Source organism: Pseudomonas sp. RIT288 (assembly GCF_000631985.1).
Classification (GTDB): domain Bacteria; phylum Pseudomonadota; class Gammaproteobacteria; order Pseudomonadales; family Pseudomonadaceae; genus Aquipseudomonas.
The window spans coordinates 129,993-143,532 of the sequence record NZ_JFYN01000012.1; the positions used below are offsets into that span (position 1 = coordinate 129,993).

The following is a 13,540-nucleotide window of genomic DNA, read 5'->3' on the forward strand; positions in this document are numbered from 1 at the left end:
GACGACGGTTGAACGGGAAGAGCCAAACAACCGCGTCGAGGGAAAGGTTTCGTGGTGCGCGACTCAGCTGTCTTTCTCGGATGCTTGAGCCTGGGAAGTGGCGGCTTGAGGGGCTTGCGAGGCGTCCTGCGACTTGACCATCACTTCTGCCTGAGACTGTTCGAAGGCGTGAGCGCGAGCGGCATTCTGCGCTACGAACGACTGCGATTCTTCAGCCATCGCCATTGGCGACAGGATCAACGAGGACAAAACGAAAGCGCTGGCAATACCCATACTGTTGGACATCTTGAAAACCTTCTTGCTTGGCAAGTGCTGTTTGGTGCGGGCAAAGATAAGGTCGCCGGGCGTTGGGAAACAGCGTGATTTTCATAAATGACTGTTACAGCAGAAGCAAAGATCAACCACGGGTGAACGCCATTCCTTGTGGCGAGGGAGCTTGCTCCCGCTGGGCTGCGAAGCGGCCCTAAACCCGGCAATCACGTTCATTCAGACAAACTGCGTGTGCAGGATTTACGACTGCTGCGCAGCCGAGCGGGAGCAAGCTCCCTCGCCACAGGGATTTTGCTTTTCAGTTAGACCGGGAGGTGGATGCCGAAAGTATTCATCCCCCGATCACTGCGCACAAACACATCTCCACCGTGCATCAGCGCAATCGCCTTGACGATCGCCAACCCCAATCCATGGTTGTTGCCGCTGTTGCTGCGCGAGGCATCGACTCGGTAGAAGCGCTCGAACAGACGCGGCAAGTGCTCGCTGGCAATCGGCGATCCCGGGTTGGCCACACCAATGCTGACCTGATGGTCTTCAACTTCGATGTGCACTTCGATCACCTTGCCCGGCTCGGTGTGCTGCACGGCGTTGCTCAGCAGATTGATCAATGCCCGGCGCAGATGCGCGATCTCGATCCGCACCTGCGCATCGCCACTGACGTGCACCTGCACTTGCGCGTCTTCGAGGATGAAATCGAGGTACTCAAGGGTCGTCGCCACCTCATCCGCCAGCGACGTGGACGTCAGTTTGGTCGCCTTGCTGCCCTGGTCGGCGCTGGCGAGGAACAGCATGTCGTTGATGATCGAACGCAGGCGTTCCAGCTCTTCGAGGTTCGATTGCAGCACTTCGAAATAGTGTTCGGCGGAGCGCCCGCGCGTCAGCGCGACCTGGGTCTGGCCGATCAGGTTGGTCAATGGTGAGCGCAGTTCATGGGCGACATCGGCGTTGAACGATTCCAGTCGCGAATAGGCCTGTTCGACCCGCTCCAGCGTCGAGTTGAACGACTCGACGAACTGTTCCAGTTCCGGCGGCAACGGCGACATCCGCAGGCGTCCGGCCCGTAATGGCGGCGCCAGGCGCTGGGCTTCGTGGGACAGTTTGATCAGTGGCTTCAGACCAATTCGGGCCACCCAATAACCCAGCGCCGAGGCCATCAGTACACCGACAATGGCCAGGCTGACGAGAGCGATCAGCAGGTTGTGTTGAGTCTCATGAAAGGTCTCGGTGTTGATGCCGATCATGAAGCGCAGCGGCGGGCGTTGATCCTTGGCCGGCAACTCGGTCAGCAGCACTTTCAGCGGATAAGGATGCTCGGGCAACTGCAGGTCATGCATGCCCGTCGGGCCTTGGGCGAAGGCGCGGATCCTGGCGTCCGGCGCACCGTACTCGTAACCGGGATCACCGCTGACCACCCAGAAACGAATGCGCTTGTCTTCCTCGCCGAGCAGCTTGAGCTTGGCATTGATCTTCACCCAATGCTCGGGTGTGCCATACCGGTTGAGGGCCGACTCAAGCACGCTGTAACGCGCATCCAGCTCGGCTTCCGGCAGCAGGCCCAGGCCCTTGTCGACCTGCTGATACAGCGCGCCGCCGATCAACAGAAACACCAGCAGTGCCACCAGGGTGAACATGCCACTCAGGCGCAGCGCGATGGAATTACTGGACACCACGGCTCTCCAGCACATACCCCATGCCGCGAATGGTGTGCAGCAGTTTCTCGTCGAATGGCCCGTCGAGCTTGGCTCGCAGACGCTTGATCGCGACTTCGACGACATTCGCGTCGCTGTCGAAATTGATGTCCCAGACCATCTCGGCAATCGCGGTTTTCGAGAGGATTTCACCTTGCCGGCGCGCCAGTACGCTGAGCAGCGAGAATTCCTTCGCCGTCAGGTCCAGTCGGTTGCCGGCGCGGGTCGCCTTGCGGCTGATCAGATCAATCCACAGGTCGGCGATGCTCACTTGCACCGGTTCATGGCCGCCGCTGCGCCGGGTCAGTGCTTGCAGGCGGGCGACCAGTTCAAGGAAGGAAAACGGCTTGCCGAGGTAATCGTCGGCGCCGTCACGCAGACCCTTGATCCGGTCTTCGACGCGCTCGCGGGCGGTGAGCATGATCACTGGGGTCTGCTTGCGCGCACGCAATGCGCGCAGCACGCCGAAGCCATCCAGGCCCGGCAGCATCACGTCGAGGACGATCACCGCGTAGTCGCTTTCCAGCGACAGGTGCAGGCCTTCGACGCCGTCGCGGGCCAGATCCACGGTGTAACCCTGTTCCGTCAGACCTCGGTGCAGATAGTCCGCGGTTTTTTCCTCGTCTTCGATAATCAGAACGCGCATGACCCTGCCTCAGTCTGTGGTCGCCAGTGCCGTCGTGGGCATTGGTCTGGGCCTGTGAAATAGCCGCTCAAGCCACAAGTATATGACCGGCGTGGTAAACAGCGTCAGCATCTGGCTGACCAGCAAGCCGCCCACCACCGCAATCCCCAGCGGCTGGCGCAATTCGGCGCCGGTGCCGTAACCGAGCATCAGCGGCAACGCGCCAAGCAGCGCGGCGAGGGTGGTCATGATGATCGGCCGGAACCGCGTCAGGCACGCTTCGAAAATCGCATCCTGCGGCGCGAGTCCGCGATTACGCTGGGCTTCCAGCGCAAAGTCGATCATCAGGATGCCGTTCTTCTTGACGATACCGATCAGCAACACCAGCCCGATCAACGCCATGATCGAAAAGTCCTGACCGCAGATCCACAGCATGATCACCGCACCGAGACCGGCTGCCGGCAGCGTCGAGATGATTGTCAGCGGATGCACGAAGCTCTCATAGAGCACGCCGAGAATGATGTACACCGCCACCAGCGCCGCGAGAATCAGCCACGGCTGACTGGCCAGCGAACTCTGGAACGCCTGCGCCGCGCCCTGAAAATTGCCGCTGATCGCGGTCGGCATGCCGATCTCGGCCTTGGCCTGATTGAGCAGGATCACCGCGTCGCCCAACGCCACGCCGGGCGCCAGGTTGAATGACAGGTTGGCGGCGGGGAACATGCCGTCATGGGCAATCGACAGCGGGCCGATGGTCGGCGCATCGAATTTGGCCAGCGCTGACAGCGGCACCATCTCGCCACTCAGCGGCGAGCGCAGGTAGAAATAGTTGAGGCTTTCGGCTTTGCCGCGTTGCTTGGTGTCCAGTTCCAGAATCACGTTGTACTGGTTGACCTGGGTCTGGAACTCGTTGATCTGACGCTGACCGAACGCATCGTACAGCGCCTCGTCGACATCACTCGCAGTGAGGCCGAAACGTGCGGCGGCGCTGCGGTCGATGCTGATGTGGGTGATGCTGCCGCCCAGTTGCAGGTCGTTGGAAATGTCGCGGAACGCCGGGTTACTGCGCAGTTTTTCCGTCAGGCGCTGGGTCCAGGTGGCGAGGGTTGCGCCGTCGTTGCTCTTGAGCACGTATTGGTACTGCGCGCGGCTCGGGCCGGAGCTGAGGTTGATGTCCTGGCCGGCGCGCAGGTACAGCACAATGCCCGGGACTTTCATCAATTGCGGGCGGATGCGGTCGATGAACTGGCTGGCCGATACGTCGCGGTCGCCGCGTTTTTTCAAAGCAATCCAGAAGCGCCCATTGGCGATGGTCTGGTTGCTGCCGGACACCCCCACCGAATGCGAGAACGCCTGCACGGCCGGATCGGCGGCGACGATTTCGGCCATCGCCAAGTGTTTTTTCACCATGTCGCCGTAGGAAATATCCGCAGCGGCTTCGGTGGTGCCGAGGACAAAACCGGTGTCCTGTACCGGGAAGAAGCCTTTGGGGATAAAGATGTAACCGGCAATCGCCAGTGCCAGCGACAGGCCGAACACGCCGATCATCAGTTTCTGGTGGGCGAGGGCGCGGCGCAGACCTTTTTCGTACCAGCCGAGCAGGCGTTCGCTGAAGCCCGGTTTGTCGTGGGCGTGGTGCACCGGTTTGCGCATGAACAACGCCGCCAGCGTCGGTGCGAGGGTCAGCGACACCACCACCGAAATCAAAATGGTCGAGGTCGCCGTCAGGGCGAATTCCTTGAACAGTCGCCCGACCACGCCGCCCATGAACAGCAGCGGAATGAACGCCGCCACCAGCGAAAAACTGATCGAAACCACGGTGAAACCGATCTCGCCGGCGCCCTTGATCGCCGCCTCGCGCATGCTGTCGCCGGCCTCCAGATGCCGGTGGATGTTCTCTACCACCACAATCGCATCGTCGACGACAAACCCGACCGCGACGACGATCGCCACCAGCGTCAGGTTGTTCAGGCTGAACCCCAGCAGGTACATCAGGGCGAAACTGGCGGTCAGCGACACGCCGAGTACCGCCGAGACGATCATGGTCGCCGACAATTGCCGCAGGAACAGCGCCATCACCGCCACCACCAGCAGGATCGCGATGAGCAGGGTGATCTCGACTTCATGCAGCGAGGCGCGGATGGTCTGGGTGCGGTCGATCAGGGTTTTCACCTGCACCGAGGCCGGGAGCATGGCTTCGAGGCCGGGCAGGGCGGCTTGAATGCGGTCGACGGTTTCGACGATGTTTGCCCCCGGTTGTCGCGAGATCACCAGGTTCACTCCGGGTTGATCACCGGCCCAGGCCTGCACGTAGGCATCTTCCGAACCGTTGACGACTTTGGCGACGTCACGCAGGTGAACCGGGGCGCCGTCCTTGTAGGAAACGATGAGTTGGCTGTAGTCCTCGGGTTTGAACAACTGGTCGTTGGTCGACAGCGTCGAGATGCTCGATTCGCCGTACAACGCGCCTTTGGCAAGATTAAGGCTGGTCTGCTGGATCGCCAGGCGAATGTCGGCCAGGGTCAGGCCGATCGCCGCCAGTTTGTCGGCCGAGGCTTGCACGCGGATCGCCGGACGTTGCTGACCAGTGATGTTGATCTGGCCTACACCGTCGATCTGACTGATCTGACGTGACAGCAGGGTTTCCACCAGATCGCTGAGTTCGGTGCCGGGCATTTGCGTCGAGCTGACGCTGAGGATCAGCACCGGGCTGTCGGCCGGGTTGACCTTCTTCCAGGTCGGCAGGGTCGGCATGTCCTTGGGCAGCTTGCCGGCGGCGGTGTTGATCGCTGCCTGGACTTCCTGGGCGGCGGTATCGATGCTCTTGTCGAGGGTGAATTGCAGGGTCAGCAAGCTGGAGCCGAGCGCACTGCTGGAGGTCATCTGGGTCATGCCGGGGATGGCGCTGAATTGCACCTCCAGCGGCGTGGCCACGGACGAGGCCATGGTGTCGGGGCTGGCGCCGGGCAACTGCGCCGAGACCTGAATCGTCGGAAATTCCGCTTCCGGCAGTGGCGCGATCGGCAGGCGCGGGAAGGCAATCACGCCGACCAGCACCAATGCGATGGTCAGCAGAATCGTCGCGACCGGGTGATCGATGCACCAGGTGGAGACGCCTTTGTGCGCCTTCATGGTTTCGGCTCCGCTTGCACTACTTGCGGCGGTTCACTCATGACCTGCACGGTCGAGCCGGGTTTGAGCCGCGACTGGCCATCGGTCACCAATACGTCACCGGCCTTCACACCTTTGATGATGTCCTGGCCGCTGCCCTGATACACCATCTGCACTTGTACGGCTTCGACTTTGTCACCATTCACGCGGTAAACGAAGTGTTGGTCGAGACCGCGCTGTACGACGGTGGGCGGTACCACCAGCGCATTCTTATCCAGCGCCGTCTGAATTTTTACCGTCACCAGCAGGCCAGGCCAGAGCTTCTGGCTGGCGTTGTCGAATTCGGCTTTGGCGCGGATGGTGCCGGTGTTGGCATTGATCTGGTTGTCGATCAGGGTCAGGTGACCTTCGCCAAGCAGGTTGCCGGTTTCGCCGTCGGTGTCGGCACCGATGTAGGCCTTGACCTGTGCGTGTTGCGGATCGTTGATCAGGCCCTGCAGGGTCGGCAGCATTTGTTGCGGCAGCGAGAATTCCACGGCGATCGGGTCGATCTGGGTCACGGTGAACAGGCCGGCGGTGTCGGTCATGCGCAGGAAGTTGCCTTCATCGACTGTACGAATACCGACGCGGCCGGTGACCGGGGAGCGGATCTGCGTGTAGGAAAGTTGTACTTGCGCCGCGTCGATCGAAGCCTGGTTGCCTTGGGCGGTGGCCTTGAGTTGGTTGACCAGCGCTTGTTGCTGGTCATAGGTCTGCTTGGAGACGCCGTCGTCGACGCTGAGCAGTTTGTAGCGCTTGAGGTTGACCAGGGCGACTTGCAGTTGTGCCTGGCTTTCGCCCAGTTGTGCGCGGGCCTGGTCGAGGCTGGCGCGGATCGAGCGGTCGTCGATGGTGGCGAGCAGGTCGCCGGCCTTGACCAGTTGGCCTTCCTTGACGAGGATTTTGGTGAGGATGCCGTCGACTTGCGGGCGCACTACGACGCTGTGTAATGAGAGTACGGAGCCGATGCCGGTGGTGTAGCGGGGGACGTCTTTTTCGCTGACCGCTATGACTCGCACCGGGATTGTGGTGGGGGTGGCGAGTTTGGTGGGGGCGGGTTTCAGGGCGTACCACAGACCTGCGCCTGCGAGGACGATCAATAGGATGGCGAGCAGGGCTTTGTTCTTTTGGATTCGCATGCGGGGTTGGCGCCGGACGGAGTTTGGGCTGGGTTGTTGTCTTTATAAACCTGTCTGCAGGTCAGTAGGGTGACGGCTGGCTGTCAGCGCTGTCAGTTTCGCCGGGGTGTATATCCGTTTCTGCGGGTGTTGCTGATTACGGTTTCGCCCTTACGGCGACTCACTTTTTTACAAACGCCTAAAAAAAGTAAGCAAAAAAACGCTTGCTCCTGCGTTCGGCCCGCTCGCCGGGGCTCGGGGTTCCTTCGCTGCGGGATCGATCCGGGCGCAGCGCCTACGGTTTGCTTCGCTGCACCTCCTCTCGCTGTGTTTGGCTTCGCCAAACGGTCGCTGCGCTCCCACGCCCGGATCAATCCCTCCACTCAGCCTTCCGACGTCGCCCGTGGATCAAGATCAAGAGCTGCAGCCGAGCTTGCGCTCATCCTGGAGTGGGGCGGCATGCGCCGCATGCGGGTTGTACTTATCTTCCCTGTAGGAGCTGCCGCAGGCTGCGATCTTTTGATCTTGCTTTTGCTCTTTTGTGGGAGCTGGCTTGCCAGCGATGGCGGCCTGACAGCCGACCAATCTTCAACTGAATGCACCCAGTCTCCCTGTAGGAGCTGCCGAAGGCTGCGATCTTTTGATCTCGCTTTTGAGTTGTGAAAGCCAAAGCCAAAAGATCGCAGCCTTCGGCAGCTCCTACAGTGAGTGGGTTTGTGTTTAAAAGTGTGTGAGCAAACCAGAACCTTCCCACAAGGTTTTCAGGTTGTCCGTCGGACATGCGGTCTCTAGTCTTTGGTTGTCGCTGCCAATTCAGCGATCGGGTGTGGAAACCCGATTCAAGTAGAAACAATGCACCAGCACCGTAATCGTTGCCGACGTCTTTTTTCGTCTGCAAACTGCGTCGCGGCGGCTGTGCGTGGGCAGACTTCGGTCTGGCCGGTTGCCTACTTATCGGTTTTCCACCCCGCGCACAGTCGCCACCTTTTGTCGTGTGGAAACGACAAAGGCTGGCTCCCCAATACAAGTAGGAGCTACTCATGGATAAATTGATTCCAGACCCACCCCCCGAAACCACAACCCCGCTCGCCGAAGCCATCCGCGCTGAAGACCTCGCCCAAAACCGCGAAGCCATCAAACGCGCGCTCGACTTTTACCTCTGTCCGCAACCCGCCCAGCCGCGACAGCCAAGCACAATGTTTCTGGTCAACCCAGCTATCGACACCGAAACCCTGCTCGCCCACGCTTACGAATCGTTGGCCTCTGCCAGTGCCATGGCCAGTAACTTCGCCAATGAACTCGGCGGTCCGCAACGCAGCACGGCGTTGGCGATCCAGCAAATTGTCATGCTCGCCGAACTGGCGGTGAACCGGGCGCTGGATCGGGTTGATCCACGCACTTGATCCGTCCGAGTACCGCGTCATCGTTCATCGCGAGCAGGCTCACTCCCACAGAGAAACGCGTTCCTCCTGTGGGAGCAACTGTCTTACTGCCACCGTTCGTCACCGCCACTCTTTGCCGACTAAGCCTCTAAGCTTGAGCCCCAGTGCGCAGATAAACGTTGCACCGTCACGTCCCTGTAAACCGTTCGGCGTGCGCTGCAAATCTTCAGGTGCCGAGTCTGGGCGCGCAGGTATACTGCGCGCCTTCGCGGCTCACTGTTCGGGCCCGACTTTTTGCTTTGCGGAGCTTTTATGACTTCCCCGACCCAACCGCCGGTTGACGACGCTGTGAGCGATGTCCCGGCCGAGCTGACTGACGCCAGCGAAACCAAACCCGAGATCCCGGCTTTCAAGTTCCCGTTCAAACCGGGTGAGCTGGCGGCCGCCAAGGGTTCGAATCAGCCGTGGTACAAGAACGGCGCCAAGAATGGTCACACCAAAACCCCGGGCATGGCGCCGCCGGGCACCCGGCGTTCGATGGGCAAGCGCTGAGTATTCGCAGAGCGGCGTGGGGATTTGTGTTTGTTGGCAAGGGAGTTGTGGGACGACGGCAGGTTCAGGATTGAGGTTGTTCAAGCTTGGCCTATCGCGAGCAGGCTCACTCCTGCAGAAGAACGCATTTCAATTGTAGGTCTTCACCTGCTCGCGATGAGCCACGGCGATCTCTGCAAAATCCGGATCAAGCCGCCCGCAGCGAAATAAACGCATACGTCTGCGCCGGCTCAGTCACCACCTGGGCCCCGGCGGCAAGCAACTGCCCGGCCACATCAGCCCCGGACAAATGAAACAACCATTCACTGGGCGTTTCACTCGGCGGCTGTGCTGAAACCTGATCGATCACTGCCGCAAAAGCGTCCATCTGCGGCAAATACGCGGTAAACCCGTCGCCCTTGAGCGCCGTGGTGCGAATCCCCAGCGCCGCGCAGATCGCATCCTTGATGCGGATGTCATCGCGATCCGCCTGGCGCGAACGCTGGATCAGCTCCAGCACTTCCTGATCGACCAGCTCCCCGCCGACAATCAGCAGGGGCCCCTGTTGCCACGACTCTGGCGGGCAATCCTTGGCCGCCGGGTTGAGCGGGATGTGCGGGTTGATTTCTGCCGGATAAATCCTGCACACCAACGGTCGGCGCTCGTAGATACGGCACAGGTTGTCTTCGTCAAGATTCCGGCAGCGACCGACGTTGTAGGCGGCGAAAGTGATTGCCACGTGGGCCTCGGTGGTACCGCTGCGCACTGCCGCTGAACGTCGTTCGGCGTGTTCACGCTGCTGCGCCGGCAGGCCCAGGCCGTTGCCGAGAAAGGCCTCCACCAGCACGATCACCTGACCGCCATCCGCCGCCCACATGCGGGCTTCAGCCAAGGTCAGGGGCACATGGTGGTCGGTGCAGCATTTGCCGCAACCGACGCAGGAAAATGTCGTATTCATTGCACGATCAATCTTCAATCAGAGTGTGAAGCGGCGACATAAAGTCGCCAGGTTGAAGCTGATCGAAGCAAGTTGTGCGCCAGTCCTCAAGGCTTACTGGTCGGACGGATCGAGTCCCATTCGGTGACGAAGGCTGTTTTCGACTTTTTGCTGTACAGGCACAGCTCGCTGCCTTGCTGGCCTTTCATGTGCTTTTGCGGGTATTGGCCTTGCAGCAGCACGGCGGTGTAGCCAACGCGGTCATCGAATTGCGCGGGTGTGCCGACCGGCTTGGCGTCTTTCAGCCCGCTGGCCTTGGTGCAACTGGCGAGCACGGTTTTGTCGTAGGCAGCCCAGGCGTCGGGGCTGGAGGCGTGGGCCTGGGAGGCGAGGGCGGTGAGGCAGAGCAGGCTCAGGGTGAGGGTTTTCATGGTTGGGCATCCTTGGTCGTGGTGGGCCAAGGTTGGAGTCTGCCTGAGTAGGGAAGTTGCCTGTTCTGGCCTCTTCGTGAGCAGGCTCGCAGTTTGAAATGCATTCCAGGGTGGGAGCGAGCCTGCTCGCGAAGACGGTCGATCAGTCCGTTACAAGTTCCCGGCGAACCACATACATCCCGGCACTTTCATACAAACGCTGCGCCCGCAGATTGTCTTCCAGCACCTTCAGATCGACAAATCCTTCACGGCGTTGCTGAAATACCTTGAATGCATTCAGTAGCAACGCTCGACCCAGTCCACGACGCTGCGCGCGCGGATGCACCACCAGATTCTTGATGTATGAACTGGTCCAGCATTGCGCCACGCCGATCACGCCTTCGGCGTCCGTGGCAATGAAGCACAATTCAGGATCGTATTCGGGATCGCTCTCGAAGCGCTGCTGCCACTCCTCCAGTGCCGGCACGCGGCCGCCACCCTCGCGGTAGCCGAGTTGCATCAATTGATGCACGGCCGCCGCCAGTTCCGGACGATAAGTGTTCAGCTCAATGCCTTCCGCCCAATGGATCGGTGGCACGTCCTGACGAAGGTCGCGCCGCATCAAAAAGCAGTACGTCTGGCCCAAAACTCAGTGACCGTTGGCGGCGACATGTTTGGCCGCTTCGATCAGGCGCTGGGTCAGTTCCGGTGAGGAGAACTTGGTCAGCACCGCGTTGGCCCCGGCCAGGCGTGCTTTCTCGCTGTTCATCGCGCTGTCGAGCGAGGTGTGCAGCAGCACGTAGAGGTGGGCGAAGTCCGGCGTCTCGCGCAGGGTACGGGTGAAGGCATAGCCGTCCATCTCGGACATTTCGATGTCGGAGACGATCAGGTTGATCTGTTGCGCGGTGCCTTGCAGGTCCAGCAGGCAGTCGATGGCTTCCTTGGCACTGCGCGCGGTGTGGCATTGCAGGCCGAGGTTGCGCAGGGTGTGCACCGATTGCTGCAACGCTACCTGGCTGTCATCGACCACCAGAATCCGTGCGTTGCCCAGCACTTCGGCGTCTTCCATGCTCAGATCGGTCGGGGCCATCTCGATCTGCGCCGGGGCGATGCTGTGGATAACTTTCTCGATGTCGAGCACTTGTACCAGTGTGCCGTCGACCGAGGTCACGCCGGTGATGTAGGCGCGCGAACCGCCGGAGCCGAACGGCGGCGGCTTGATGTCGGTGGTCAGGCAATGGACGATTTTGCTCACTGCCTGCACGTGCAGACCCTGCTTCGAACGGCTGACGTCGGTGACGATCAGGCAGCCGCCGTTCGGGTCTTCCAGCGGTCGCTCGCCGATGGCGCGGCTGAGGTCGATCACCGACAGCGCCGCGCCGCGCAGGGTGGCAATGCCTTTGATGTGCGGATGCGACTCGGGCATTTTGGTCAGCGGCGGGCAGGGGATGATTTCACTGACTTTCAGCAGGTTGATCGCCATCAGCTTGCCGCTGCGCAAGGTAAACAGCAGAAGCGAAAGTGAATCTGCGCGGGCTTTGTTGGAAGACATAAAAACCTTCTGTGGAAAAAGGTGATGGGCGAGGGTGCAAATCGCCAGAAACTATTGATGCCGGGTTATCGACTTGTCGGGGGCAGGCTTTAGGCTCAATCCCCAATCCGGGTCAAACGGTGTGGCGAGGGAGCTTGCTCCCGCTGGAGTGCGAAGCGCTCCCATAACCATCCACCGCGGTGTATCAGGTTGGTCATGTCCGCTGCTTTTGCGACTGCTGCGCAGCCGAGCGGGAGCAAGCTCCCTCGCCACAATGGAGGTCTATCTCATTCCAAGGCGTTTAGCCAGCCGTCCCAGATTCGCCCGATCCAGCCCCAGCTCCCGCGCCGCACTGGCCCAGTTATCCTGATTGCGTTCCAGCGCCGCACTGATCAAGCGGCGCTGATATTCCTCAGTGGCGCTGCGCAAGTCGCCATTGATCAGCGGCGCCACGGCTAAAATATCGGCAGCAGGCGCGGGCGAGTTATCCACAACCTCGCGTGGCAAATCCAGATCCGCCGCGCTCAAGCTGAGGATCTTCGGTCGCACCTTGCAATTGCCCAGCGCCTTCAACGCACTGCGCCCGATCAAGTGTTCCAGCTCGCGCACGTTGCCCGGCCAAGTGTAGGCGAGCAACGCGTCCTGGGCGTCGCTGCTCAAACGCAGGCTGTTGAGGCCCATGCGCGAACGGTTCTGTTCCAGAAAAAAGCCGCTGAGCAGCAACACATCGCGCCCGCGATCGCGCAGCGCCGGCACTCGCAGCGGGTACACGCTCAGGCGGTGATAGAAGTCGGCGCGGTAGCGGCCGCTGCGCACTTCTTCGGCCAGATCGCGGTTGGTCGCGGCGATCAGGCGCACGTCGACCTGATGTTCCTTGTCCGAGCCGAGCCGCTGCAACTGGCCGCTTTGCAGCACCCGCAGCAACTTGGCCTGTACGGTCAGCGACAGCTCACCGACTTCATCGAGAAACAGCGTACCGCCATTGGCCAGTTCGAACTTGCCGCGGCGGTCGCTGGTGGCCCCGGTGAAGGCGCCGCGCACGTGGCCGAACAATTCGCTCTCGACCAGGGTGTCGGGCAGGGCCGCGCAGTTGAGGCTGATGATCGGTTTGTCGGCGCGCGGGGAGGCGGCGTGGATCGCTTGCGCCACCAGTTCCTTGCCGACCCCGGTTTCGCCGGTGATCAGCACCGTCAGGTCGCTGCCACCGACCAGATTGATTTCCTCCACCAGATGTTTGTGCGCCTTGCTCTGGCCGATCATTTCGCGCTGCTGCTGACCGCTGGCCTGGCGGTAGACCTCGGCCCGCTGGTGTTCGTCTTCGGCACGCAGCGCCAGGCGTTCGATGCGCTCGGCAGCGTTGACCGTGGCCGAGGCGAGGCTGGCGAAGGCGTGCAGGGCGTCGAGTTCGACCGGCTCGAAACGCTCCGGATCGAGCGCATCCAGGGTGATCAGGCCCCAGAGTTTTTCATCGACGAACAGCGGACAGCCGAGACAGTCATGTACTTCAAGGTGATCGCCCAGACCATCGACCAGGCCGTCGTAAGGATCGGGCAAGTCGCTGTCGGCGGCAAACCGCGTTGGCCCGGCGCCGTCCAGCAGGATCTCGAAGCGGGGATGCTCGCTGACCTTGAAGCGCCGGCCGAGGGTGTCGGTACTCAAGCCGTCCACCGCAAGCGGCACCAGCCATTCGCCGTCCAGGCGCAGCAACGCGGCGGCATCGCACGGCAGCAGGGCGCGCATGGCTTCGAGCAGGCGTCGGTAGCGCTCGCCTTCGGGCAGTTCGCGAGACAGGTCGGAAACCAGTGGCAGTAAAGCGGTGAGCAAGGATTTGGCGGTCATGGTCTTGTAGTCAAAGAGACTCGATGTAGTCGAGATGACTATAAATCGCTTTGCGTCTA

12 protein-coding genes are annotated in these 13,540 nt (G+C 61.1%); 2 read left to right on the plus strand and 10 right to left on the minus strand.

The features are described from left to right. Positions 1-63 precede the first annotated feature (63 nt). The 5 genes from BW33_RS12285 to BW33_RS12305 form a co-directional block, all read right to left on the minus strand. Complete coding sequence (locus tag BW33_RS12285) at positions 64-285, minus strand: hypothetical protein (protein ID WP_047599235.1); 222 nt, start codon at positions 283-285, stop codon at positions 64-66. A gap of 287 nt (positions 286-572) precedes the next feature. Then, positions 573-1,937, minus strand: coding sequence for a heavy metal sensor histidine kinase (locus tag BW33_RS12290; RefSeq protein WP_047599236.1), 1,365 nt, complete (start codon positions 1,935-1,937; stop codon positions 573-575). Then, positions 1,927-2,604, minus strand: a complete 678-nt coding sequence (locus BW33_RS12295) for a heavy metal response regulator transcription factor (RefSeq protein WP_047599237.1) — start codon at positions 2,602-2,604, stop codon at positions 1,927-1,929. The genes BW33_RS12290 and BW33_RS12295 overlap by 11 nt, the downstream gene beginning before the upstream one ends. 9 nt (positions 2,605-2,613) lie before the next feature. Continuing rightward, positions 2,614-5,715: a multidrug efflux RND transporter permease subunit gene (locus BW33_RS12300; protein WP_047599239.1), complete on the minus strand. Its 3,102-nt coding sequence runs from the start codon at positions 5,713-5,715 to the stop codon at positions 2,614-2,616. After that, a complete protein-coding gene (locus BW33_RS12305) occupies positions 5,712-6,872 on the minus strand; it encodes an efflux RND transporter periplasmic adaptor subunit (RefSeq protein ID WP_047599241.1) in 1,161 nt (386 codons plus the stop codon). Before BW33_RS12305 ends, BW33_RS12300 begins: the two co-directional genes overlap by 4 nt. A 1,019-nt stretch (positions 6,873-7,891) precedes the next feature. Here BW33_RS12305 and BW33_RS12310 point away from each other — a divergent pair. Then, positions 7,892-8,254, plus strand: coding sequence for a DUF6124 family protein (locus BW33_RS12310; RefSeq protein WP_047599243.1), 363 nt, complete (start codon positions 7,892-7,894; stop codon positions 8,252-8,254). Between the two features lie 291 nt (positions 8,255-8,545). Then, positions 8,546-8,785, plus strand: a complete 240-nt coding sequence (locus tag BW33_RS12315) for a hypothetical protein (protein ID WP_041071739.1) — start codon at positions 8,546-8,548, stop codon at positions 8,783-8,785. 187 nt (positions 8,786-8,972) lie between these two features. Here the strand turns inward: BW33_RS12315 and BW33_RS12320 are convergent, their stop codons facing one another. From BW33_RS12320 to norR, 5 genes are all read right to left on the minus strand, one after another. Beyond that, the gene (locus tag BW33_RS12320) at positions 8,973-9,722 is read right to left on the minus strand and encodes a YkgJ family cysteine cluster protein (RefSeq protein ID WP_047599245.1); all 750 of its coding nucleotides are present in this window, start codon (positions 9,720-9,722) and stop codon (positions 8,973-8,975) included. Between the two features lie 86 nt (positions 9,723-9,808). Beyond that, positions 9,809-10,132: a hypothetical protein gene (locus BW33_RS12325; protein WP_047599247.1), complete on the minus strand. Its 324-nt coding sequence runs from the start codon at positions 10,130-10,132 to the stop codon at positions 9,809-9,811. A gap of 142 nt (positions 10,133-10,274) precedes the next feature. Next, positions 10,275-10,733: a GNAT family N-acetyltransferase gene (locus BW33_RS12330; RefSeq protein ID WP_047599248.1), complete on the minus strand. Its 459-nt coding sequence runs from the start codon at positions 10,731-10,733 to the stop codon at positions 10,275-10,277. Positions 10,734-10,760: 27 nt separating this feature from the next. Next, a complete protein-coding gene (locus BW33_RS12335; RefSeq protein ID WP_047599250.1) occupies positions 10,761-11,663 on the minus strand; it encodes a chemotaxis protein CheV in 903 nt (300 codons plus the stop codon). 261 nt (positions 11,664-11,924) lie between these two features. Continuing rightward, entirely contained in the window at positions 11,925-13,481 is a 1,557-nt protein-coding gene (norR, locus tag BW33_RS12340; RefSeq protein ID WP_047599251.1) for a nitric oxide reductase transcriptional regulator NorR, read from the minus strand. Positions 13,482-13,540 lie beyond the last annotated feature (59 nt).

What these genes read in the sequence shown, in the direction of transcription:
- BW33_RS12285 (WP_047599235.1), bottom strand. Translation starts at nt 285, where the DNA reads ATGTCCAACAGTATGGGTATTGCCAGCGCTTTCGTTTTGTCCTCGTTG.
- BW33_RS12295 (WP_047599237.1), bottom strand. Translation starts at nt 2,604, where the DNA reads ATGCGCGTTCTGATTATCGAAGACGAGGAAAAAACCGCGGACTATCTG.
- BW33_RS12300 (WP_047599239.1), bottom strand. Translation starts at nt 5,715, where the DNA reads ATGAAGGCGCACAAAGGCGTCTCCACCTGGTGCATCGATCACCCGGTC.
- BW33_RS12305 (WP_047599241.1), bottom strand. Translation starts at nt 6,872, where the DNA reads ATGCGAATCCAAAAGAACAAAGCCCTGCTCGCCATCCTATTGATCGTC.
- BW33_RS12310 (WP_047599243.1), top strand. Translation starts at nt 7,892, where the DNA reads ATGGATAAATTGATTCCAGACCCACCCCCCGAAACCACAACCCCGCTC.
- BW33_RS12315 (WP_041071739.1), top strand. Translation starts at nt 8,546, where the DNA reads ATGACTTCCCCGACCCAACCGCCGGTTGACGACGCTGTGAGCGATGTC.
- BW33_RS12320 (WP_047599245.1), bottom strand. Translation starts at nt 9,722, where the DNA reads ATGAATACGACATTTTCCTGCGTCGGTTGCGGCAAATGCTGCACCGAC.
- BW33_RS12325 (WP_047599247.1), bottom strand. Translation starts at nt 10,132, where the DNA reads ATGAAAACCCTCACCCTGAGCCTGCTCTGCCTCACCGCCCTCGCCTCC.
- BW33_RS12330 (WP_047599248.1), bottom strand. Translation starts at nt 10,733, where the DNA reads ATGCGGCGCGACCTTCGTCAGGACGTGCCACCGATCCATTGGGCGGAA.
- BW33_RS12335 (WP_047599250.1), bottom strand. Translation starts at nt 11,663, where the DNA reads ATGTCTTCCAACAAAGCCCGCGCAGATTCACTTTCGCTTCTGCTGTTT.
- norR (WP_047599251.1), bottom strand. Translation starts at nt 13,481, where the DNA reads ATGACCGCCAAATCCTTGCTCACCGCTTTACTGCCACTGGTTTCCGAC.